Source organism: Ligilactobacillus acidipiscis, assembly GCF_900116935.1.
Classification (GTDB): domain Bacteria; phylum Bacillota; class Bacilli; order Lactobacillales; family Lactobacillaceae; genus Ligilactobacillus; species Ligilactobacillus acidipiscis.
The window spans coordinates 1,478,323-1,500,628 of sequence record NZ_LT630287.1 but is presented as its reverse complement, the minus strand read 5'-3'; the positions used below and the strand labels follow the sequence as shown (position 1 = coordinate 1,500,628).

Below are 22,306 nucleotides of genomic sequence, written 5' to 3'. Positions count from 1 at the left end.
GGTTTTATTTGCAGATTTGGTAGATAGAAAAAATGGTATTTACTGAAGTCTTTTGATTTGAAAGGGAAATGAGGATGAAACTATTAAAAGTTCATGGTTCAGGTAATGATTTTTTTTTACTGGACAAAATGGAATCAGGGTCACGTTTAAATGAGGTAAATCTCATAAAACTAGCTAAAACAATATGCGATCGTCACAGTGGTCTGCATGGTGGTGCTGATGGTTTGTTGGTAGTTTTGCCAGCCGAACATCAAGCGGCTCTTGCAAAAATGCGTGTTATCAACGCAGATGGTAGTGAGGCCAGTATGTGTGGCAATGGGTTAAGAACAGTTGCACGCTATGTTGCTGGAAAAGCACAAATCGGTGATGATCAAGGGTTCCAGATTCAAACAATGTATGCGGATCTGCAGGTCAAAGCTGCCAGTGAGCTGGCTCAAAATGTGCCTGCTTATGAGGTGGAGATTTCTCCGGTCAGTTTTTCTGCGACAGATATTGGCATGCATGTTGGACAACAGAGTTTATTTAATGGATTGATCCCGGCATTATCTGAAACTATCAAATTTTCAGCAGTAGCAGTGCCTAATCCTCATCTAGTCGCATTCGTGGATGATAAAATACTAGCGGGGGATAAATTAGTTGAGATCGCCACCTATCTGAATGGACATAATTCATTTTTCCCTGATGGAGTGAATGTTAGTTTTATCAATGTTAAATCTGCTAGACAAATTTTTGTGCGGACTTTCGAACGTGGAGTTGGTTTGACTAGCGCTTGTGGAACAGCAATGAGTGCTTCAAGCTTGATTTTTGTTCTTCAGCAATTAAAAGAGAAGGGCTTTGAAAAGATGCTTGAAGTGTATAATCCTGGAGGAATGGTCAAAACGATCGTCCATCAGCGTCAAGATGGTACTTACTGGATCTCGTTGATTGGTAACGCAACAGTCACTGCTAATGTTGTTCTTGACGAAAAAGCCGCATTGACCGGGAATTTTTCTGAGGTAGTTTGGCAAGAAACTGGTGAAGAAAAGCAATATCAACGCTTTATCACTTCGCTTAAAAAGTAAGGCAAATCTGATTATTTTGAAAGTTATAAGCTAAGGGGCAATAAAATATGAATTTTGAAGAAAAAGTTAAAGAAACTAAACATCTATTTAAGGGTCATGTTATTGACCTTGATTTAGAAACTGTCGAATTGCCAAATGGTAAAAATGCTCAAAGAGAAATTGTCAGACACCATGGTGCAGTCGGAATCGTAGCATTGACACCTGCTGATAAGATGATATTTATTCGACAATGGCGTACGCCTTTAGGTAAAGAGACCTTGGAGATACCAGCAGGGAAAATTGAGCTTAATGAGAGTAACGATCCTTTATTGACTGCCCAAAGGGAAATGAATGAGGAAACTAGATATCAAGCACAAAATTATGAGCTGCTTTCAACTTTCTATAGCTCGCCTGGTTTTTCTAATGAATTGATGTATTTGTATCATGCAAGTGGGTTAAGCCCAGTTAAAACAAAGCTCCCGCAAGACAAAGATGAATTCTTACAAATCGAAGAACTTTCTTCAGCTGAGATCGATTCTGCGATCCAGAATGGCGAGATCTGTGATGCAAAAACAATTATGGCAGTTTTGTTTTGGAAGTTAATGGAGTAAATCGTTATGGATGAAAAAAAGCTCAGTCGTAGAAAAAAAGCACAGGAAAATGAACAACTTCCTTGGTGGAAAAAATTTATTAGGAAGTTTCAGCACACTTCGGACTCAGCACAACTGGAAAGTTCTGAATCTGACCAGCAACAAGACATTTCAGAAACAAACCAGCCTCTTTCACGTAGCCGGACTCGTTTTAATAGGGAGACAACGAATGAGGATGAAAAAAGGAAAAGATTGGGCAGACGTTTGAATCTGGTAATTTTGGTTTTAGTAGTTTTAATAGTCTTAGTCTATCTGTTTATGAGGTTTGTAAATTTTTAAGTAATAGTTTAGGATCGACAAGGGGCGAGCTGGACATCACGGATAAAGGAGAAAGAAATATAATGAAGTATGGCATTATTTGTGCGATGGAAGAAGAAATAAAAGAACTCTTAGACCATCTAGACGGGCGGCAACAGACATCAATTGGCGGTACAGATTTTTATGAAGGAACTATTAGCAATCATCCAGTTGTCCTGGTTCGTTGTGGTATCGGAAAGGTTCAAGCTGCCATTACAACAGCATTCCTAATCGTTAATTTTAAAGTTGATGCGGTTATCAATTCTGGCTCTGCAGGCGGTATCGGTGAAGGGCTGCAGGTTGGTGAACTTGTTTTGTCTACCGGGGCGGCCTATCATGATGCAAATGCTACAGCTTTTGGTTATAAGATGGGGCAATTACCACAACAACCGCAAATTTATCAAGCAGATAAATCATTGGTCGCTAAGATCGGACAAGCGGCCGCTAAGACCGGGCTGAAAACTAAGAAGGGATTGATCGTTTCAGGAGATCAATTTGTTTCTGACAGTCACGAGATAACTCGAATCAAGAAAATTTATCCTGAGGCCTTATGTTGTGAAATGGAAGGTGGAGCTGTTGCCCAAACGGCTTACCAGTTTAAAGTACCATTTGCAATTATCCGCGCGATGTCAGACGTGGGCGATGAAAATGCGGGACAAAGTTTTGATGAATTTATCATTGATGCGGGTCGCCGCTCAGCACAGATGCTTTTGAACTTTTTAAAGTAGGTATAGTTTAGACAGAAATTAGAAGGTGTACAAGAAATTGAAATATATATATCTTGATAACGCAGGTACCACACCTATGGCAACTGAAGTTATTTATAAGATGAAAGAGACAATGAAAGATACATTCGGCAATGCTTCTGCGACTAATTATTATGGCCGGCAAGCCCGGATGGTGTTAGATAATTGCCGACACGTGATCGCACGATCAATTAATGCTCAAAATGATAATGAAATCATCTTTACTAGCGGGGGCAGTGAAAGTGATAATACTGCCATAATAGGAACTGCAGCAGCACGACAAAACGTTGGCAAACATTTGATCACGACTTGTATTGAGCATGAAGCTGTCTTAAAACCAATGCATTTTTTGGAAAGCAGGGGCTTTGAGGTTACTTATTTACCGGTCGATCAAAACGGGGAGATTTCTTTATCCGATTTAAAACAGGCTTTGCGTGATGATACGATCCTGGTTTCAATCATGACAGGAAATAATGAAGTTGGTTCAAAAATGCCGATTCACGAGATCGGTGAAATCGTGGCTGAATCAAATGCTTGGTTTCATACTGATGCAGTCCAGGCGTATGGTCTATTAGATATAGATGTTCAAGCAGATCAGATCGACTTATTATCAACTTCAGCGCATAAGTTGAATGGGCCAAAGATGACGGGCTTTTTATATTGTCGGACAGATCACAACTATGAAGCGTTGATCAAAGGAGGAGACCAGGAATTAAAGCGGCGTGCGGGAACCGAAAATATTCCAGCAATTGCTGGTTTTGCCGAAGCAGTCAAAATTAATTCTTCAGAGAAAAAAGCAGCTCATCGCAAAGCATATTATGCATTTAAGCATCAGTTGGTTGATGGGTTGAGACAAAACGGAATTGAAGTTGAGGTGAATGGGAAAATAGACGAGGGAGAATTGCCGCATGTTTTGAACTTATGGTTCAAAGGAAAAAAATCTGATGCATTATTGACAAACCTTGACTTAAAAGGTATTTCTGCTTCAGCAGGTTCAGCTTGTACTGCTGGATCTTTAGAACCGTCCCATGTCTTGACTGCCATGTATGGTGAAAAGGATCCGCGGATCAGTGAATCATTACGTTTCAGTTTTGGAGCTTTCAATACGTCTGCAGATATTTCTGCCGTAATTCAAGCATTAACTGAGATCATTACAAGATAATAGATTTTGGAGGTAAATAAGACGATGGCAACAACTGACAAGGTACGGATCCAGGGTGATCAACGCACATATGGTTTATCTGAAAATATTAAAAAATATTCGTTAAGAGATGCTGGGTTTACCGAAAAAAAATCAGGGAAATTTCAATTAGAGCGAAATTTAGATCCTAATGTTTCTTCTAATGTTAGCATGAAATTAAAGGTTGTCGTGGATCAAGACTTGAAAAAATTCAAGATGTCCACGACTACAGCCAATGGCTTGAAAGAGGTCAACATCTTTAAAACTGGAGATGTGACAGCACAAAGTGAACAACTGAATTATTTGTTAAACGATTTAGTCGAGCGTGGGATTTTACGACAAATATGAGCTTTGCAGTATTAGAATTTATTGTCTTACGAGATGATGAATTCTTTTTTGTTTTGATTTTAAGAAGTCTAGCTATTTTTCATCACTGAGATCTAAAATTTTTCGGCGGTTTGCTTGTTTTAGAATGTTTCGCTTAATTAGCTTGGACATAACGACAAGAAACACTTGTCATAATGTCCTAAGCTTATTAGTGCTCACTTTTTCTTAGTTTATTTTACCTTGTTTTTTAAGGGGGTAATCTTTAAAAAGTGTTTTGCTTGTGCTAGACTTAAGTTTACTGGATAAAACGACCTTCAAATCGTGTAGATTCAGAATCTAAATGAATGATGGTGATAAAAAATGGCAGATAATAGCCATACCCGTGTTGTTGTTGGCATGAGCGGTGGGGTCGACTCATCAGTTTGTGCTTATTTATTAAAGCAGCAAGGTTATGATGTAGTAGGTGTTTTCATGAAAAACTGGGACGATACAAGTGATAGTGGTGTTTGTACTGCGACACAAGACTATCAGGATGTAGCTAAAGTTGCCAGTGAGATCGGCATTCCATACTATTCAGTTAACTTTGAAAAGGAATACTGGGATCGTGTTTTCACTTACTTTTTAGACGAGTATAAGAATGGACGGACGCCTAATCCGGATGTTATGTGCAACAAGGAAGTGAAATTCAAGGCTTTTTTGGATTATGCATTAGAAATTGACGCCGATTTTGTTGCGATGGGACATTACGCGCAAATATCTAAGGATCAGGATGGCACGATTCATTTGCTCCGTGGAGCTGACGATAATAAGGATCAGACTTACTTTTTAAGTCAGTTAAGCCAAAAACAGTTAGAAAAAGTAATGTTTCCTATTGGTGGGATGCAAAAAACAGAAGTGCGTCGAATTGCTGCTGAAGCTGGTTTAGCAACTGCAAAGAAGAAAGATTCTACGGGTATCTGTTTTATTGGCGAAAGAAATTTCCGTAAGTTTTTGAGTGAATTTTTACCAGCGCAACCAGGAAAAATGGTGACGATCGATGGTGAAGTTAAGGGTGAACATTACGGCTTGATGAACTATACGATCGGACAGCGTCGTGGTTTGGGTATTGGCGGCAATGGTCAAAGTAATGATCCATGGTTTGTGATCGGGAAAAATCTGGATAAAAATGAATTGTTGGTTGGTCAGGGATATGAGAATGAGCATTTGTACGCAACATCCTTAGACGCAACTAAGTTAAACTTTATTGCACCAATTGATGAATATGGGACGGACTTTCACTGTACAGCTAAGTTCCGGTATCGTCAAAAAGACGAAGGAGTTAGTGTGCATTTGAATGACGATTTTTCTAAGGTCATTGTTGAGTTTGACCGCCCAGTACGTGCTATTACACCTGGACAAGAAGTTGTTTTTTATAATGGCGAGGAATGTATAGGTAGCGGGACAATTGATCATGCCTATCAGTCAGATCGAGTGTTACAATACGTTTAAATAAAACAAAAAGGAAAATGGGGGGTATCCCGTTTTCCTTTTTAGGTTAAGCTATACTTTAAGGTGCAGCAAGGCAAAACTCTTTGTTATTTAGAATTTTTAATGAGATAATAGAACTATTATTTTGTAAGGGACGACAAATATGACGAAATTATTTTTTATTAGACATGGAAGAACAAAATGGAATTTAGAGGGCAGGTACCAAGGTGCACATGGTGATTCTCCCTTATTGACTGAAAGTTTACATGAAATTGAAGAGTTGGTAGTTTTTTTAAATCAGTATGACTTTGCTAAGATTTATAGCAGTCCGATCAAACGTGCTAGGGTCACCGCCCAAAAAATTGAAGCACAACTAAATCAGTCTTTGAATATTGTTGAAGATGAAGCTTTTGCCGAATTTGATCTTGGAAAGATGGAAGGAATGTTGTTTAAAGATGTCGAAAAACAGTATCCTAAGGAACTGGATGCTTTTAGACACCATGCAGAACAATACGATCCAACTAGTATCGGAGCAGAATCGTTTCACCATTTGTTTGCCAGAATGACTCCTAAGATCCAGGAGATCTGTCGCAGATATCCTGACAAAAATGTAATCATCGTTTCTCATGGTGCAGCTCTTTGTGCAGAGATCCGATATTTGCAAGGTATACCTTTGGAACGGATCCGTAGTCGTGGAGGGTTGACGAATACTAGTACCACAATTTTGCAGACCCTTGATAAGGGACAGCATTTTAAGTGCCTAGAATGGAACAAAACTGACTATCTATCGCGGAAGCTAACTGAAAATGATACAGTTTAAGAAATCTGACCACCTTTTATGATTGAGCTAGAGGAGGGTTATTAGTGTCAAAAAGAAGAAAATTACAAGATAAAAATACGCAGATCGTTAAAGAAATGGTTGCTGCACTAGATCGAGATCCATATGATCCTAAACGTTATTATGACCTTGGCAGCATGCTGACGACTATGCAAAGTTTTCAACAAGCTGAAGAATTATTTCTTAAAGGGTTGAATGTTTTTGAGAAAGAACAACAAAAACAAGAAATATTACACTATGGTTTAGGAAACGTTTATTATTCGGCCGGCTTATATGAAAAGGCTATCTCTGAATTTTCCAAAGTTAAGGAGCAAAATTTGCATGCGGATGCATTGCTAATGATAGCTCAGGGTTATTTTGCTCAAAATGAATATCAACAAGCAATGGTTTTTGCCTTAACAGCTAGTGAAGAGTTACCTACAGATCTTGCGGCCAAATCTTTATTGGGAGACTGCTTTTTAGCAACTGGAGATTTTAAGAATGCTCAAAAATTCTATGATCAGGCTTTGTCGTTGAAATCGGATAATGTTCACGTAAATTTTCAAAGAGGGTTAACGGCCATGGTTTTGGGGCAGGCTCCTGATGATTTTTTTGCTAAGGTTAAGAAACTAGACCCTGAGTATTTTGAAAAACATAAAGAGCGTTTGAATGATATTGCTTCAGTTGTTAAAGATAAACATGATAAGGAAACTAAGGAGTAAAAATGGTACAACAAAATATTGAGCTCTTTGGCACTCCGCAGCTTCGGGATGAAGCCTTTGTTGTTGGCCAGGTCGCTCAGGTCTTTTTTCAATCTTCAGCAAATTTTTATAAGGTCTTACTTGTTAAAATCAAAGATAAGAATTTTGATTGGTCAGAAAGTACGATCACTGTAACTGGAAATTTTGCAGATATTAAGGAAGAAACTCCCTATCGTTTTAGTGGCAGGTTAGTTAAACACCCAAAATATGGGCAACAATTTCAAGCAGACAACTATCAGACAGAAATCCCCAGTTCCAAGGAGGGGATCGTTACTTATCTTTCTAGTAGCCAATTTCCTGGGATCGGTGAAAAGACGGCTGAACGGATCGTTCAAAAGTTAGGCAATGATGCTGTTAGCGTGTTGTTACAAGATCCTAACAAAGCCAAGAAATTAGGATTAAATGAAAAACAGCAAAAAAGTTTGCTTGATAATTTAGAGGCTGATCAAGGGATCGAACAAATAATTATTGGGTTGAATAGCCTCGGATTTTCAAGTAATATGGCTGCTCGTATTTATTCTTATTTTCAAGAAGATACTTTAAATACGATCCATGATGACCCTTACCAGCTTTCGATCCATATTAATGGTATTGGTTTTTATCGCGCAGATCAAATAGCCGAGCAGTTAGGATTTAAACCAGATGATAGTGGCAGACTTCGAGGGGCGATTTTCCATGTTTTATTCGAATATAGTTCCTCTGAGGGAAATACTTTTGTTCCAGGTAATATTTTACTGCAAAAAGTTCAGCAATTATTGGAAGAAGGACGCAACGTTGAAATTGATCCGAATAAGATAGCTGATGAGCTTATCAAGTTAGTTGATCAAAGAAAACTAGCAGTCGAAAACAATAATTTTTATTTAAAGAAATATTTCTATGGTGAATGGGATATTGCCACCCAATTAGCTCGGCTTATGCAAGAGGACAGCGAGCAGCCGTTAGCAGATGAAAAACAATTAACTGCTGATTTAAGCCAGATTGAAACCCAAATGAATATCGAATATGATTTATTTCAGAGAGATGCGATCACTAAAGCTTTGACCTCTAAAGTATTTTTGTTAACGGGAGGTCCAGGTACAGGCAAAACTACGATCATCAATGCAATTGTAGCTTTGTACGCTTATGAAAACGATATTGACCTAGAGGCAAAGCGCTTACCTATCCTTTTAGCGGCTCCTACTGGGCGTGCGGCTAAAAGGATGAGTGAGATGACTGGGTTACCTGCTAGTACCATTCACCGTTTGTTGGGGATCAATGGGCATGAAGAGCAATTACCTGAAGAAGTGGACGAATTAGACGGAACGTTGCTTATTATTGATGAGACATCGATGGTTGATACTGATTTAATGAAGATATTACTTAAAAGTATCCCGGATGCCATGCAAGTTATTTTTGTAGGAGACCGTCATCAGTTGCCGTCTGTTGGCCCTGGACAAGTTTTTGCAGACATGCTCGCTAGTGATTTGTTGCCTAAAAAAGAATTGACTAAGATTTATCGGCAAGGAGAGTACTCTTCTATTATTTCACTGGCCCATGCAGTCAACCAGGGAGAACTTCCGGTAGATTTCAGTCAACAACAAAATGATCGATCATTTATTCGGTGTACTGCTAAACAAGTTCCACAGGTCATAGCACAGGTGATCGAAGTTGCTTTGAGAAAAGGAAACTCAAAAGATGATATTCAAGTTTTGGCCCCTATGTATCGTGGGCCGGCAGGAATAGACAGCCTTAACGATCTTTTGCAGGAAATAATGAATCCACACCATACGAGACAAAAAGAAATCGAAGTAAGGGGGCATCATTTGCGGATCGGTGACCGCGTTTTACAGTTAGTCAATGATCCTGAAAAAAATATCTATAATGGTGACATTGGAAAAATTGTCACTATTGATATTGGTGATAAAGGGCAAAAGGCTGGACCAGATAGTGTGACGATCTCTTTTGAACAAAATGAAGTAGAAGTTGAAAAGAAAGATTGGAATAATTTAACGCTGGCATATTGTTTGTCGATCCATAAGTCACAAGGGGGAGAATTTCCAATTGTGATATTACCGATGGTCCCACAATTTGCCCGAATGTTTGCGAGAAATCTTTTATATACGGCGATCACGCGCGCTAAAGAAAAATTAATTTTGGTCGGTGACCTTGAATCGTTTCGGCGAAGTATTTCTAAAGTTGCCCAGAACCGGTTAACTACATTGAAACAGAGGCTGGAAACAGAGCTAGGAGACGAAAAACAGGTTGGTGCTAATGATGATAGCACTCAACTGACACAGCCTGCAGTTCAAGTTGAGAGGGATGGCAGCCAGCCGAAAAAAACAAAGCAAGACGGTACTTTGGGTAAGAATACTGCAGAAGAATTTAATCAGCGTCAAGTATTGAATGAATCATATACTTTAACTTTGCAGTTGATCGAATCTCAAAATATTGATCCTATGATCGGAATGGATGGAGTAAGACCCATTGATTTTATGTCTCAAAAATGAATAAATAAAAGGGTCTAAACTTTTTAGTGTTGATGAGCGTTCATCAGCACTATTTTTGTACAAAAAAGGACATCATTTGTCCTCATATGCTACGATTAAAGCGATAAAACCAAATCAAAGCGAGGTATAAATGATGTCCCAAACTGATTCTATCCTAAATTTACTCAATATCCAAGACCCAAATATCAAAATTTCAGCTTGTACTGATTTTTCACAGGCCGGAGTTCACGAAAAACTGCTTTCAGCTACGCTGACTTACCCCGTCGAACGCTGTGTTAATTGTGGTTCCACGAATCTTGTTCAGAATGGGACCCGCCTGACCAAGATGAAACTGCCCAGCCTAGGTGAACAACCGCTCCGCATGAACCTGCGCAAACAGCGTTATCTGTGCCGAACTTGCCACCATACTTTTAGCGCGCAGACGCAGCTCGCTCCGCCTCGGCACTCGATCACCCGCCAAGCAGTCCACGAAATCGCGACTTTAGCTAAGAACTCACTGCCAGTCAAGACGATCAGCCAGGCCGTGGGGATCTCAGCTTCCTCGGTTCAACGGATCTTGTATAAGGATCAGCGGGCTTTAGTAACGCCAAAAGAGCTGCCGACAGCTCTCAGCTTTGACGAATTTCGTTCAACTAAGAACTGCTTTTCTTTTATCTGCATTGACGCAAAAACACATGATTTGGTCGCCTTATTGCCAGATCGTCTCTCGCAGACGATCCGCGAGTATTTCACCAATACTTATACACTTTCTGAGCGTCAAAAAGTTCAACTGGTGACCATGGATCTGAATGCACAGTATCAGACTTTCGTCCGTCGTCTTTTTCCTAACGCACTGATCGTCTTTGACCGTTTCCATCTTGTTCAGTTAGCGGGTCGGGCACTTGACCATGAACGGCTGCGTGTTTTAAAAGGGATCAACGACCACCACGACCGCAACTATAAAGTTTTAAAAAGCAACTGGCGCTTATTCCACTTAGCTGAAAATCAACTTGAGACCTCCCAGGTTAAATATTATCGGGGATTAAATGAATACACGACTGCCCAAAATGTGGTCGATCTGGGACTCAAGAATTTTCCACAGTTCGCAGAAAACTATCAGACCTATCAAACGATCTTAACCTTTATTCGCAACCGCGATCGGGCTACTTTACAACAATTAGTTATGAACTACCGTCCCAATGGTACTGAAATGGATACCGTCATGAGGACCATTCAAAAGAACTACTTAGGGATCAGGAACGCTTGTCTCTATGACTACTCTAATGGGCCGTTAGAGGGGATCAATCGCAAGATCAAAGAACTTAAACGTAGCTGTTACGGATTCAGTAACTTAAGGCATTTCTTTATCCGCATCAAATTGATCCATGCCTAAGATAAAAAATTTAGGTCAACACTGTGGGAGGCAGGTGCGGGCCCATTTCGCTACGCTTCGGACCCGCACCTGCCTCCCAACCCAAACACTTTAATCTAGCTATGGCAGTAAAAAAAGAACCCTACCATAAAGATAGAGTTCTATGGACCATCAACACTATTTGACAAAGTCCCAAATAAAAAAGGTTTCAGTGCTAATGAGTTGGTTGATCGCTACTCGTTGAAACTGAGACCTTTTTTAATGTCTTTCTTTGACAGGGATACTTTGAACATCGACCCAAAATGGATATTTGCTTACTTTAAAAAATAAATCATAATATTGATTAGGCAATTCTTCGCCATCCACTTGGCCAAACTCTAATGAATTAATGACGATATGAATTTCTTTAGCTTTGTAGTGGTGAATTCCTGGGAAACGTAATTGTTTTCTAAAGTAAACTAGGATACCCAAGAGACAAAACTTAAAGAAATTCATGTTATCAGCAACGATCAAATCTAGTTGCCGATCCGTGGCATCTGCTTCGGGAGATAACATAAATCCTCCAGCAAAGTATGGCTGATTTGAAATATTCACGATGTAAGTATGTTGGAAAAATTCATATTTATCGCCGATTCGAAGTGTTACTGGAAATGATTCTTGATCCATGTATGCTTTAAATAATGCTACAAAATAACTCAAAAAACCAAGATGTAATTTTTCAGCTATTTTTGATGGCTTGCGATGGTGGAGCATACTAGTCAGGTAAGCATCTTGTCCCGCACTATAATCATTTAAAAAATAGCCTTGTTTATTATGAGTCATTTCTTGGTAATAACCTACATCATAATGGACAGATTCTTGGGCATTTAAAGTTTGTTTCAAAGCAAAAAGGGGTGCTTTTGCCAAACCGATCCCACGTGCAAAACTGTTGTTATTGCCTGAAGGAATAAAACTGAGTGGAAGGTCCACCGTTTTTGCATCTTTAATACCATTTAAAGTGTCATTTAGTGTGCCATCACCACCAACGACCATAATTACGTATTTACTCTGATCGGATAAAGTTAGTTTAGAAACAAAATTTTTAGCAATTTCTCGTGCATCTTCCGGATGACGGGTCAATTTGAAAGAATATTGAACCTGCTGGGTATCAAGCTCGTTTTTGACTGAAGCCCATATCTTTTTGGCTTTTCCGTGATTCGCATAACAATTAACAATGAGAAAAAATGTCCGCAAACTCATGTCCTCCTTTCATTCAAAAATAAAAACGTTAATAAACAAAAACCGGAAATACCACGAGGTAGTCCCGGTCTTTTTTGGTCAATTTTAGACAGTGACAAACATTGGTAAAATCATCGGATGTCTTTCAGTTTGTTCATATAAAAATGATTGTAATTCTGAAGTTACAGCCTCACGAATCATTGCTTCATTCACATTTTCATCTTTTAAGGTTCGTTTGATCGTTCGGTTTAAAAGACGACGTCCTTTATTGATCAATTCTCCAGATTCGCGCATATATATAAAACCGCGCGATAAGAGATCAGGTCCAGCTAAAACTTGTTTTTTATGCATATCGATCGTTGCTACGACTACTACTATCCCGTCTTTTGAAAGTGTACGCCGGTCGCGTAAAACGACATTGCCGATATCACCAACTCCAGATCCGTCAACATAGACATCACTTGCATCAAAATGACCTGCAATGCGAGCCGAATCTTTTGTTAGTGCAAGCACATCTCCGTTTTCTAGGATGAAGGTGTTTTCCTTAGGAACATCACATTTTTGTGCCAACTCAGTATGAATTTTAAGCATCCTATACTCGCCGTGCACAGGCATAAAGAATTTAGGCTTCATCAAGCGCAACATCAACTTTTGTTCTTCTTGACCACCATGTCCAGATGCGTGAATGTTATTGACTTTTCCGTGAATTACTGTTGCTCCAGCTTCTTCTAATTCATTTATTACTCGGTTAACACTCAAAGTATTACCAGGGATAGGGGAACTGGAGAAGACCACTGTGTCATTAGGTTGAATAGACACTTGACGATGAGTCCCATTGGCAATTCGGCTTAAAGCGGCCATTGGTTCACCTTGAGAACCCGTACATAGGATCATTACTTTATTTGCAGGTAAACGGTTGATTTCTCTAGCGTCTACTATAGCATCATCAGGAATATCTAAATAACCTAATTCTCGTCCGTTTGCGATTGCAGCTTCCATACTACGACCAAAAACTGCAATTTTACGGCCACGGTTAATTGCTGCGGTAGCAGCCTGCTGGACACGTGAAATATTGGAGGCGAACGTTGCAAAAATGACTCGACCATCTACTTTTTCAAAAATTTGTCGGATAGATTTACCGACCCAACGTTCAGATTTTGTAAAGTTAGGAATTTCAGCGTTTGTACTATCTGATAACAAACATAAAACGCCTTCCTCACCTAATCTGGCCATTTTTTGCAGATTAGGCGGTTGATTGGTGATCGGTGTCAAATCAAATTTATAGTCACCTGTGCAAACAATAGTTCCAGAAGGAGTTTTTATTGCCACACCCAATGTGTCTGGGATCGAGTGAGTCGTACGGAAAAAAGAAACACTCGTTTTCCTAAATTTTAAAACTGTATCTTCATTAATCTCGTGCAGCTCTGTCGTTCTTAACAAACCATGTTCTTCTAATTTGCTTTTGATCAATGCTAAAGCTAGAGGGCCTGCGTATACTGGGACGTTAACTTGCTTTAAAAAGTAAGGGATCCCTCCGATATGGTCTTCATGGCCGTGTGTGATCACAAGAGCTTTTATTTTTTGCTTATTAGCTACTAAATATTGGTAATTTGGGATGACATAGTCAATTCCTAAAAGGTCATCTTCAGGAAATTTGATTCCAGCATCAACGACGATGATTTCATCTTGAAATTGGATACCGTAAGTATTTTTACCAATTTCATCCAAACCACCAACTGCAAAAACAGCCGTTTCGTTATTTCTGACATTCAGCTTTTTCATTTACTAAACTCCGTTAATTGGTAGTTTACACTTTGTTGCTCATATTCAAGTGCGGCCCCATCAAGTTGTTCGATAAACTCAATGTTGTGATTTGTTTGTTCTTCGACCAATGCACGTGCTTCAACTTCTGAATCTGCTTCTAGATACAGGCATTCAGTGTTTTCACGACGCGGACTGATCCCTTTAGTTGGTTGATAATATACTTTAAAAATCATTTTAGTATTCTCCTTTATTACATAATCGACTGCTTGCGTTTAGAATAACGCAAAAAATAAAATTCCGAACATGGATCGTTTACACGATATTTAGTACTATCTTAGCATAGAAAACTTATCAAGTATAGAATTGGAAGCTAACGTTTAAGATTAAATTATATTTCACCGATGTTTTGATTATATTAACTACGCGTGGTGCTAGTTCGTAATAATTCTATTTTCTGTAAAATCAAAAAAGCCTAAATTATAAATAAAGACGGTCAATTCGATTTTTAACCAAAAGCCTACCACTGACCGCGTGAGGTTTTTTTCGATCCCATAATCTTCAACTAGGATCGAGAAACGGGATTCGATCGTGCGCCGGAGATCTTTCAAAGCCGGAACATTGTGCTGTTTGGCTCCTTTCATGTTTGAACGGTAAGGTGTCCAGAGCTCATAACCTAGCTCGCCAAAATCTTCTTGTAAGGGCTGTCCCACATAACCGACATCCGCTAAAACAAAGGGACACGGACAGCCTGCGATCAAAGTTGACGCCGCTTGGGTGTCATGTTTAGAGGCCTCGGTGACAGTGTAATTTAAGATATAACCGCTGAGCGAGGTCTCAAAATGAGTCTTAAACCCGTAAAAATACATGTCTTTGGTCGCATTGTAGCCTAGGTCAGCTATGCCGCGGAAAACCTTGGCCCGCTTATTTCTAACTTTTTGGCATAAAGGGTTAGGCAAACTATCAATGATCGCAAACTGTCCTGTTTGCGCATAGTCGCGAGTCAACCCCTGCCGCATGGCCATGACCACTGGGAGAAGACGTTGTGCTCGTCGGTTAAAACGGGAGCGCTCAATGTTCAATTGATGTGGGATGAAGGTCTGTGCCCAGGCAAAGAATTTACGCTGGGAGTGCATCTGTGTAATGACCTGTAAACACAGTAAGGCTAAGATCTGCACATCAGAAACACGAGAATTAGTGGTGTTACGGCGTTGCGAAATATAGCGCGGGCAGTATTTTTGATAAAGCTCAGCACAAAGAACTTTAAGTTGAGCTAAATTGACTTGTAAATTATGTCGTTTTTGTTTAAACTTTAAGTGGTCCAACAAGATCAGGTCTCCTTTGTTTAAGTCACTTAAGAGTCTAACCTTGTTGGGCTTTTTTTGTAAAATTTTGTACTAAATAGTTGAATGTTACGAACTAGCACCACGCGTATATTAACTTAATGAACTATAGATAAGTATATAATTATTGGAAACTATTTAGTATGTTAAAATAATAATGAGACAGAAATTATGCTGTTTAAGCGAATTAAGGGAGCAATTTTTTATGAAAACATTCTTGGGTATTATAGCGCTACTTTTAACTATCGCATTAATAATTTGGGTTATAAAAAAAATACGAAATCGCAGTTTAAAAGCAAAGCAAAAGACATATGAAACGTTAGTGACAGATGCTGTAAAAACAGCTTTGAAGGGAGTGAAATTGTCAGGTTTTGATGGTACAAATGATTCCTTTGGCCCGCTTAAGATCGTTCCAGTGTCAAGGGTGTGGGGGCTAAACGTGGTAGTGTTTGGTTTTTCGTTTTACTTTATCGAACTTGATAAAAAACAGGTTCGTCAAGTTAAAAAAGAAATATCTTACCAATTGAGCTTGTACGCAAAGCAAAAGGGGTTAGTCACTGTTAATGATAAAAGTCCTTTAGTTATTTCAGATATTTGGTTTCGTGAGGGCAAGTTAAATATTGAGATCGCCTATCTTGTTAATCAACAAACTATCGGTTATGTCAATGATATAGAAAAATTAGAAAAATAAAAAAACTGACAAATATTGTCAGTTTTTTTCTGTAAGGCCTAAATTAATGTAGTGTATCTCTTTACCCGATCAAAACTCCACCATCAGGAGATTTAAAACGAGCGTCCTTATTAATATGGTCATAGAATAAGACACCATTTAGGTGATCAAATTCATGTTGGACCACGATTGCTGGATAGTCTTTCAGACGAGAGATATGTTTATTTCCATCTAAATCGTACCAGCGTAATTTGATGCGGTCATGGCGCCAAACATATCCTGGAATATCTTCGTCAACTGAAAGGCAGCCTTCGCCAGTTCCCAGAGCTGCCCCCTGCACAGATTCACTGAGAATAGTAGGATTAACGAGTATTTCTTTAAATGCTGGCGGTTCTTCTTCATAGTCACTTGGTACTAAAACAGCCGCCATACGAGTTGGAGAACCAACTTGAGGTGCAGCTAAACCCACACCGGCACGTAGATGGTATTTTTCAGCTAGTTTTTCATCTTGACTGACTTCCAAGTACTCCATCATTTTTTTACCCATTTCGATTTCTTTATCAGAAAGGGGAAAAGTTAATTCTTTAGCTCGTGAACGTAAAACAGGATTTCCATCACGAGTAATATCGTCCATTAATATCACGTGTATATTGCCTCCAAAAGATAATATAACTTAATCTTAACATAATTAATACTGCCATGGCTAAAAAGATGAGCTGTTTTTATTATATTTACTGGTTTTGCGGGATTTTGAATAAAACATTATTTTACCTTAATTTTCAAATCAAGTGCAACAAGTGTAAAGCTTAAACTATAAGTAAATATGTTAGTGCAGTGAGAAGGCAGGCCAAGAAGCGTAGCGAGTGGCCTGCCTCCTCACTAGCCGCTTATGTTGTTTGGTTTAATTCGTTCGCTAACGCTTCTTTGGCAGAATGATAACCTAGGATGCGGCGATACTTATTATTCAAGGCATCCTCCGCCATTTGGACTTCTGTTGTCGTTACTTGTTTCAGTGAATGTCCTTTGGGGAAGAACTCACGTAAAAGTCCGTTAGCCCGTTCGTTACTTCCACGTTCCCAGGGCGAAGAAGGATGGGCGAAGTAACTGGTGATCTTACTTAATTTACTTTGCTCGGCAAATTCAGCACCATTGTCAAAGGTGACCGTTTTAAAAAGTTCTGGGAATTGCTTAATGGTCCCGTCAACTGCCTTGAGGCAAGTTTGCGCATGGTAATTAGGCAGCTTGAGTATCATTTCATACCGAGTTTTACGCTCAGTTAAAGTTAGTAGGGCGGGCTCACTTGCCCGCCTAACTCCCTTGACCAGATCAGCTTCCCAATTTCCAAAGGTTGACCGCGTCTTAACTTCTGCTGGCCTTTCCTCGATCGACAGACCTAACTTTTTCTGGTTCTGTCTGGTATGCGTGTGGGTGTTGGACTTTGTTCTGCGACGTAATTTTTGCGGCAGATCAATATTCCTTAAGCTCAGCAAACCTTGATCTATATAGCGATAAACAGTCGTGACTGAAGGCACCGGCTTATCGGGGTGGATCCTTTTAAAATAAGCAGTAAAACTCGCCACACTTTGCGCACGAAAGGGTTTCTTTAGCTCTTTCTTGAGCATTGAGAAATACAGCCAGCAGTTGCGTGTCATCGGTTTTGAATGACAGCGGCTCCGATGTTTAAGATAATTTGCTTGTCCAGTCTCAGGAAAATACTGCTGATAAAACAGGTAATTTGAGTGGCGTTGTAAAGTAGTGCCGCGTTTGATTTCACGGCAAATAGTACTAGGCGAACGTCCCAAAATACCTGCGATCTGATTAGCACTCAGGCCAACTTTCAAATAAGCTCCGATCGCTCCTCTTTCTGTTTCTGACAATTGTTTATAATGTTTTCTAGTGCTAGACTGTATTTGAGTCATAAAGATCTGCCTTTCTATATTTTTTGACTGAGACAATTAAGAAAATTTTCAGATATAATAGTTTATGTTAGAATAAAAAGACAGAAATGGTCAACGTTGTTAACGTGGGAGGCGTGAGTATGTCAAGAAACGTTTTGATCTGTGGGAATGATTTGTTAGTGGAAGCAATTTTGCAGCATAATATCGTTCAAGATAAAGAAATTAGTTTTATTTGGTACCAAAAAGATGTTGAGTTTCCGCATTCTGTTCAGGATATTTTGAATTCTGCCGTAATGGCTAAAAATCTACGGCTAACTGCAACGAATACTCCAGAGTGGAATGATATTGATCTTTTGTTGATCGGAAAATCAGAAAGTGCAAGTGAAAAAGATTTGACATTTGAAGAAAGTTTACGTGCTGAAATTCACTGGACTCAACTTCTTATTAATCAGGCTATGGCTAATAATTTTGCCGGCAAAGTTTGCTTTTTAACTGAACACGGTGAGGAACAAGTTTTTTCTGCATTGCGTTTTTCAGGCTTACCTGATAATGCTATTTTTGGTTTAGGGACGTTGCCGTTATCGATGCTGGTTGAAAAAATGATCAGTAATATTTTAAAAATTGATGTGCGTCAGATCCATGTCAGTGTTTTGGGAACATTTGCAGATGCAGTTCCAGCATGGAGTAGAGGGTTAGTGGCAGGAACACCGTTACTGTCTTTGATCGCCCAAGAAAACAGTTTGTTTACTCAAAATGAACTTGCAAAAATCGAGGAGCGACTGAAAGAAAGTTCAGAAAAAAGTTTGTTGCCGGTGATTTTAGCTAGTATCGACTGTGTTTTTGAGGCGCTATTTTCATCTTTTGCACAAATTATCCCATTAACACACCAAGTTCAAGTGGATGAGCAAAAAATTGCGATCAGCGAACCGGTTTTATTGTCAACACAAGGAGTTTCACAACTTCCAACTCTTAATTTGTCGGAAGATGAAAAACAGAAATTGGTAGATATTAAAGATCAGGTTTTAAGCCAGATTCAAAGTTTGATGAGTGGAAGATGAACTAATGAATACAGAAAATTATGAATACCCTTTAATGCCGGAATGGGATATTTCTGAAGTTATTATTGCGACAGATTTTTACCAGGCCGTAGAAAAGCTATATACTATTGGTATCAGTCGCGTTGAATTTTTAACAAAATACCAAAGGTTTCAGGAATTAGAGCCGGCAAAAATGACTCAGAAGCAATTAGACAAGAGGTTTGAGACGGCCTCAGGGTATAGTATCTATGCTGCAAGTCAGTATGTTTTGAAAAACGAACAAAAATTTCAGCGTTTCAAAACAAAAAAGGAATGAGTACAATGACTGAACAACAAAAGGAAATTTATCGACAGGTAACAAAATGGTTTCATGAAGCAAGAAATAGAATTTTGGAAGGAAGAGCACGTGGTCTGGATGTACAAAACAAAACGTCACGGCTTGATTTAGTAACAAACATTGATAAGGAAATAGAACGTTTTTTTAGAGAAAAAATCAACGAGAATTTTTCTGATTCAGCTATTTTAGGCGAGGAAGGTAATAAAGCCGACTTTAAATCGTCAAAGGGACTTTTTTGGGTGATCGATCCGATCGATGGTACAATGAACTTCGTTAAACAAGCGGCTGATTTTGCTAGCATGATCGCAATTTATCAGGATCAAAAACCATTATTAGGTTTTATTTATGATGTTATTCATGATCGCTTGTATTGGGGAGGACCGGGGATCGGAGTATATTGCAATAAAGAGCAGTTGCCGGCACCCAAAAACATTCAGTTAAAGGATGGACTGTTAGGTGTCAACGGACCAATGATGCTTACTAATTATCATAATTTACAGGAAGTTATTCGTAAAAGTGCGGGTGCACGGATCTATGGTAGTGCAGGGATCGAATTTATTCATGTTTTGACGGGTCAGTGTGTTGGCTATTTGTCACATTTACGTCCTTGGGATTATGCAGCAGGAAGTATTTTAGCAGAAAGTCTAAATTTGAGTGTGAAAACGATTGACGGCAAGCTCTTAGACGTGGTACCATCAGAAGATGTACTGGTAGCAACAAAAAATGCTTATATTGAAATATCGGCATTGATGTCTGCCAAATGATAGCCGATGACTGTGGCTTCATTGTCACAGCTTTTTTTATGCCAGGTTATGAAAATAATGTCAAAGTTTTCACAAAATCATGAAAAAACAATGATATTTTACCGTAAAGCCTATGAATGAAAGGGAGAACAAATTTTGAAAACACGTGATGATATTCGTAATGTTGCTATTATCGCCCACGTTGACCATGGTAAGACGACTTTAGTTAACGAAATGTTAAAACAATCCGATACACTTGATGAGCATACTCAGATCGGTGATCGTGCGCTTGATTCCAATGATATTGAAAAGGAACGTGGAATCACGATCTTGTCTAAAAATACTGCTGTTCGTTATAAAGACAAACAGATCAATATTTTGGATACACCAGGACATGCCGATTTCGGTGGTGAAGTAGAACGGATCATGAAAATGGTCGATGGTGTTGTCTTAGTAGTTGATGCTTTTGAAGGGACAATGCCACAGACACGTTTTGTTTTAAAGAAAGCTTTTGAGCAGCATTTGACACCGATCGTTGTTATTAACAAGGTTGACCGTCCAGGTGCTCGTCCAGACGAAGTAGTTGATGAAGTTTTGGATCTCTTTATTGAACTCGGAGCGGATGAAGAGCAACTTGATTTCCCAGTGATTTATGCTTCAGCTATGAATGGGACATCTTCATTAGATTCTGATCTTGATACTCAAAAACACACCATGGATCCAATTTTTGATACGATCATTGATACGATTCCTGCACCAATCGATAATTCTGATGAACCATTGCAGTTCCAAGTTGCTATGCTTGACTATAATGAGTTTGTTGGTCGTGTTGGTATTGGCCGTGTCTTCCGTGGAACTATTAAAGTTGGTGATCAAGTTACAGTTATGAAACTGGACGGAAGTCAGCAGAACTTTAGAGTTACTAAACTTTTTGGTTATTTCGGTTTACAACGATTAGAAATAAATGAAGCTCGAGCAGGTGATTTGGTTGCTATTTCAGGAATGGAAGATATTTTCGTTGGTGAAACTATCTGTCCTGTTGATAAGCCAGACGCTTTACCAATTTTACGGATCGACCCACCTACACTACAGATGAACTTTATTACTAATAACTCGCCGTTTGTTGGTCGTGAAGGTGATAAGGTTACTGCACGTAAATTAGAAGATCGGTTGAAATTACAATTACACACTGACGTTTCGTTGCGTGTTGAAGATACAGAATCTCCAGACACATGGGTCGTTTCAGGCCGTGGAGAACTTCACTTATCTATCTTGATCGAAACTTTGCGTCGTGAAGGTTTCGAATTGGCCGTTTCGCGTCCAAGGGTTATTTTGCGCCAGGTCAATGGCAAGTTATCCGAACCATTTGAAAATGTCACGATCGATACGCCTGATGAATATTCTGGTTCGATCATTGATGCTCTTGCTCAACGTAAGGGCGAAATGACTAACATGGAAACAGGTAACAATGGGCAAACTCGTTTGACATTTTCAACACCTACTCGTGGATTGATCGGCTTTGATTCACAATTTCTTTCAATGACGCGTGGATATGGGATCATGAATCATACATTTGCTGAATACAAGCCAGTGATCCGCAACTGGGAGCCCGGTCGTAGAAATGGTGCCCTTGTTTCTATTAATCAAGGTAAGGCAACCACATACGCTATCATGGGTGTTGAAGGTCGTGGGACTATTTTTGTTGATCCCGGTACTGAAATTTATGAAGGTATGATTATTGGTGAATCTTCTCGTGAACGTGATATTTCAGTTAATATTACTAAAGGTAAGAATTTGACCAACGTTCGTCAATCAAGTAAAGATCAAACTGCTTCTATCAAGATGCCAATTCATTTAACTTTGGAAGAGTCTTTGGAATTCTTAAATGAAGATGAATTGTTAGAGATCACACCAGAATCAATCAGATTGCGTAAGAGTATTTTAAATACCAATGCACGTGAAAAAGAAGCAAAAAAAGCAAAAAAAGAAACTAAATAGTCGTTTTTTAAGAGACTGGAATAATTCCTAGTCTCTTTTTTTGTTTCTAAATAGTGTTAAGTTTTACAAAACGTTTAAGAATTAAAAACGTTGATATATAACACGCGTGGTGCTAGTTCGTAACATTCAACTATTTAGTACAAAATTTTACAAAAAAAGCCCAACAAGGTTAGACTCTT

22 protein-coding genes are annotated in these 22,306 nt (G+C 39.0%); 16 read left to right on the top strand and 6 right to left on the bottom strand.

Going from position 1 to position 22,306, the window contains the following annotated elements; translation table 11 throughout:
* Window positions 1-74 precede the first annotated feature (74 nt).
* The 11 genes from dapF to BQ5903_RS06870 all read left to right on the top strand — a co-directional run bounded on the left by dapF (window position 75) and on the right by BQ5903_RS06870 (window position 11,143).
* Window positions 75-1,061 (top strand): diaminopimelate epimerase, encoded by a 987-nt coding sequence (gene dapF / locus BQ5903_RS06920; RefSeq protein WP_056971343.1) that lies wholly within the window; start codon window positions 75-77, stop codon window positions 1,059-1,061.
* Between the two features lie 47 nt (window positions 1,062-1,108).
* The gene (locus BQ5903_RS06915; RefSeq protein WP_010494658.1) at window positions 1,109-1,651 is read left to right on the top strand and encodes an NUDIX hydrolase; all 543 of its coding nucleotides are present in this window, start codon (window positions 1,109-1,111) and stop codon (window positions 1,649-1,651) included.
* A 6-nt stretch (window positions 1,652-1,657) separates the two neighbouring features.
* A complete protein-coding gene (locus tag BQ5903_RS06910) occupies window positions 1,658-1,969 on the top strand; it encodes a hypothetical protein (RefSeq protein ID WP_010494657.1) in 312 nt (103 codons plus the stop codon).
* A 62-nt stretch (window positions 1,970-2,031) separates the two neighbouring features.
* Window positions 2,032-2,715 carry a 5'-methylthioadenosine/adenosylhomocysteine nucleosidase gene (locus BQ5903_RS06905; RefSeq protein ID WP_010494656.1) on the top strand — a complete coding sequence of 228 codons (684 nt, stop codon included), beginning with the start codon at window positions 2,032-2,034 and terminating at the stop codon, window positions 2,713-2,715.
* Between the two features lie 37 nt (window positions 2,716-2,752).
* Window positions 2,753-3,895, top strand: a complete 1,143-nt coding sequence (locus tag BQ5903_RS06900) for a cysteine desulfurase family protein (protein ID WP_079579229.1) — start codon at window positions 2,753-2,755, stop codon at window positions 3,893-3,895.
* 24 nt (window positions 3,896-3,919) lie between these two features.
* Window positions 3,920-4,261 (top strand): DUF1831 domain-containing protein, encoded by a 342-nt coding sequence (locus BQ5903_RS06895; RefSeq protein WP_010494655.1) that lies wholly within the window; start codon window positions 3,920-3,922, stop codon window positions 4,259-4,261.
* 339 nt (window positions 4,262-4,600) lie between these two features.
* Window positions 4,601-5,728, top strand: a complete 1,128-nt coding sequence (mnmA, locus tag BQ5903_RS06890; protein ID WP_010494653.1) for a tRNA 2-thiouridine(34) synthase MnmA — start codon at window positions 4,601-4,603, stop codon at window positions 5,726-5,728.
* A gap of 142 nt (window positions 5,729-5,870) precedes the next feature.
* A complete protein-coding gene (locus BQ5903_RS06885; protein ID WP_010494651.1) occupies window positions 5,871-6,527 on the top strand; it encodes a histidine phosphatase family protein in 657 nt (218 codons plus the stop codon).
* Between the two features lie 44 nt (window positions 6,528-6,571).
* Window positions 6,572-7,246 carry a tetratricopeptide repeat protein gene (locus BQ5903_RS06880; protein WP_010494650.1) on the top strand — a complete coding sequence of 225 codons (675 nt, stop codon included), beginning with the start codon at window positions 6,572-6,574 and terminating at the stop codon, window positions 7,244-7,246.
* A gap of 2 nt (window positions 7,247-7,248) precedes the next feature.
* On the top strand, window positions 7,249-9,771 hold the full coding sequence (gene recD2, locus BQ5903_RS06875; RefSeq protein ID WP_079579228.1) for an SF1B family DNA helicase RecD2: 2,523 nt from the start codon (window positions 7,249-7,251) through the stop codon (window positions 9,769-9,771).
* A gap of 130 nt (window positions 9,772-9,901) precedes the next feature.
* Entirely contained in the window at window positions 9,902-11,143 is a 1,242-nt protein-coding gene (locus BQ5903_RS06870) for an ISL3 family transposase (RefSeq protein WP_079578367.1), read from the top strand.
* A 237-nt stretch (window positions 11,144-11,380) separates the two neighbouring features.
* On the opposite strand, the gene BQ5903_RS06865 is transcribed toward BQ5903_RS06870, so the two are convergent.
* From BQ5903_RS06865 to BQ5903_RS06850, 4 genes are all read right to left on the bottom strand, one after another.
* Complete coding sequence (locus BQ5903_RS06865; protein WP_231920822.1) at window positions 11,381-12,361, bottom strand: diacylglycerol/lipid kinase family protein; 981 nt, start codon at window positions 12,359-12,361, stop codon at window positions 11,381-11,383.
* Between the two features lie 84 nt (window positions 12,362-12,445).
* A complete protein-coding gene (gene rnjA / locus BQ5903_RS06860; RefSeq protein WP_010494638.1) occupies window positions 12,446-14,122 on the bottom strand; it encodes a ribonuclease J1 in 1,677 nt (558 codons plus the stop codon).
* Window positions 14,119-14,337 carry a DNA-directed RNA polymerase subunit epsilon gene (locus BQ5903_RS06855; protein WP_010494636.1) on the bottom strand — a complete coding sequence of 73 codons (219 nt, stop codon included), beginning with the start codon at window positions 14,335-14,337 and terminating at the stop codon, window positions 14,119-14,121. The genes rnjA and BQ5903_RS06855 overlap by 4 nt, the downstream gene beginning before the upstream one ends.
* 198 nt (window positions 14,338-14,535) lie before the next feature.
* Entirely contained in the window at window positions 14,536-15,429 is an 894-nt protein-coding gene (locus tag BQ5903_RS06850; RefSeq protein WP_079578748.1) for an IS982 family transposase, read from the bottom strand.
* 220 nt (window positions 15,430-15,649) lie between these two features.
* On the opposite strand from BQ5903_RS06850, the gene BQ5903_RS06845 reads away from it, so the two are divergent.
* A complete protein-coding gene (locus BQ5903_RS06845; protein WP_010494630.1) occupies window positions 15,650-16,135 on the top strand; it encodes a hypothetical protein in 486 nt (161 codons plus the stop codon).
* Between the two features lie 61 nt (window positions 16,136-16,196).
* Here the strand turns inward: BQ5903_RS06845 and def are convergent, their stop codons facing one another.
* Window positions 16,197-16,757 (bottom strand): peptide deformylase, encoded by a 561-nt coding sequence (def, locus tag BQ5903_RS06840; RefSeq protein WP_056972721.1) that lies wholly within the window; start codon window positions 16,755-16,757, stop codon window positions 16,197-16,199.
* Between the two features lie 244 nt (window positions 16,758-17,001).
* A complete protein-coding gene (locus tag BQ5903_RS06835) occupies window positions 17,002-18,033 on the bottom strand; it encodes an IS30 family transposase (RefSeq protein ID WP_079579226.1) in 1,032 nt (343 codons plus the stop codon).
* 119 nt (window positions 18,034-18,152) lie between these two features.
* On the opposite strand from BQ5903_RS06835, the gene BQ5903_RS06830 reads away from it, so the two are divergent.
* From BQ5903_RS06830 to typA, 4 genes are all read left to right on the top strand, one after another.
* Window positions 18,153-19,070 carry a Rossmann-fold NAD(P)-binding domain-containing protein gene (locus tag BQ5903_RS06830; protein ID WP_079579225.1) on the top strand — a complete coding sequence of 306 codons (918 nt, stop codon included), beginning with the start codon at window positions 18,153-18,155 and terminating at the stop codon, window positions 19,068-19,070.
* A gap of 4 nt (window positions 19,071-19,074) precedes the next feature.
* A complete protein-coding gene (locus BQ5903_RS06825; RefSeq protein WP_010494612.1) occupies window positions 19,075-19,365 on the top strand; it encodes a UPF0223 family protein in 291 nt (96 codons plus the stop codon).
* A 5-nt stretch (window positions 19,366-19,370) separates the two neighbouring features.
* A complete protein-coding gene (locus BQ5903_RS06820; RefSeq protein ID WP_079579224.1) occupies window positions 19,371-20,150 on the top strand; it encodes an inositol monophosphatase family protein in 780 nt (259 codons plus the stop codon).
* Between the two features lie 135 nt (window positions 20,151-20,285).
* The gene (gene typA, locus BQ5903_RS06815; protein WP_056988028.1) at window positions 20,286-22,127 is read left to right on the top strand and encodes a translational GTPase TypA; all 1,842 of its coding nucleotides are present in this window, start codon (window positions 20,286-20,288) and stop codon (window positions 22,125-22,127) included.
* Window positions 22,128-22,306: the final 179 nt, after the last annotated feature.

Coding starts and splice junctions, on each gene's coding strand:
- dapF (WP_056971343.1), top strand. CDS start 75: ATGAAACTATTAAAAGTTCATGGTTCAGGTAATGATTTTTTTTTACTG.
- mnmA (WP_010494653.1), top strand. CDS start 4,601: ATGGCAGATAATAGCCATACCCGTGTTGTTGTTGGCATGAGCGGTGGG.
- BQ5903_RS06835 (WP_079579226.1), bottom strand. CDS start 18,033: ATGACTCAAATACAGTCTAGCACTAGAAAACATTATAAACAATTGTCA.
- recD2 (WP_079579228.1), top strand. CDS start 7,249: ATGGTACAACAAAATATTGAGCTCTTTGGCACTCCGCAGCTTCGGGAT.
- rnjA (WP_010494638.1), bottom strand. CDS start 14,122: ATGAAAAAGCTGAATGTCAGAAATAACGAAACGGCTGTTTTTGCAGTT.
- BQ5903_RS06870 (WP_079578367.1), top strand. CDS start 9,902: ATGATGTCCCAAACTGATTCTATCCTAAATTTACTCAATATCCAAGAC.
- BQ5903_RS06865 (WP_231920822.1), bottom strand. CDS start 12,361: ATGAGTTTGCGGACATTTTTTCTCATTGTTAATTGTTATGCGAATCAC.
- BQ5903_RS06830 (WP_079579225.1), top strand. CDS start 18,153: ATGTCAAGAAACGTTTTGATCTGTGGGAATGATTTGTTAGTGGAAGCA.
- BQ5903_RS06905 (WP_010494656.1), top strand. CDS start 2,032: ATGAAGTATGGCATTATTTGTGCGATGGAAGAAGAAATAAAAGAACTC.
- BQ5903_RS06820 (WP_079579224.1), top strand. CDS start 19,371: ATGACTGAACAACAAAAGGAAATTTATCGACAGGTAACAAAATGGTTT.
- BQ5903_RS06855 (WP_010494636.1), bottom strand. CDS start 14,337: ATGATTTTTAAAGTATATTATCAACCAACTAAAGGGATCAGTCCGCGT.
- BQ5903_RS06885 (WP_010494651.1), top strand. CDS start 5,871: ATGACGAAATTATTTTTTATTAGACATGGAAGAACAAAATGGAATTTA.
- BQ5903_RS06825 (WP_010494612.1), top strand. CDS start 19,075: ATGAATACAGAAAATTATGAATACCCTTTAATGCCGGAATGGGATATT.
- BQ5903_RS06895 (WP_010494655.1), top strand. CDS start 3,920: ATGGCAACAACTGACAAGGTACGGATCCAGGGTGATCAACGCACATAT.
- BQ5903_RS06915 (WP_010494658.1), top strand. CDS start 1,109: ATGAATTTTGAAGAAAAAGTTAAAGAAACTAAACATCTATTTAAGGGT.
- BQ5903_RS06910 (WP_010494657.1), top strand. CDS start 1,658: ATGGATGAAAAAAAGCTCAGTCGTAGAAAAAAAGCACAGGAAAATGAA.
- BQ5903_RS06845 (WP_010494630.1), top strand. CDS start 15,650: ATGAAAACATTCTTGGGTATTATAGCGCTACTTTTAACTATCGCATTA.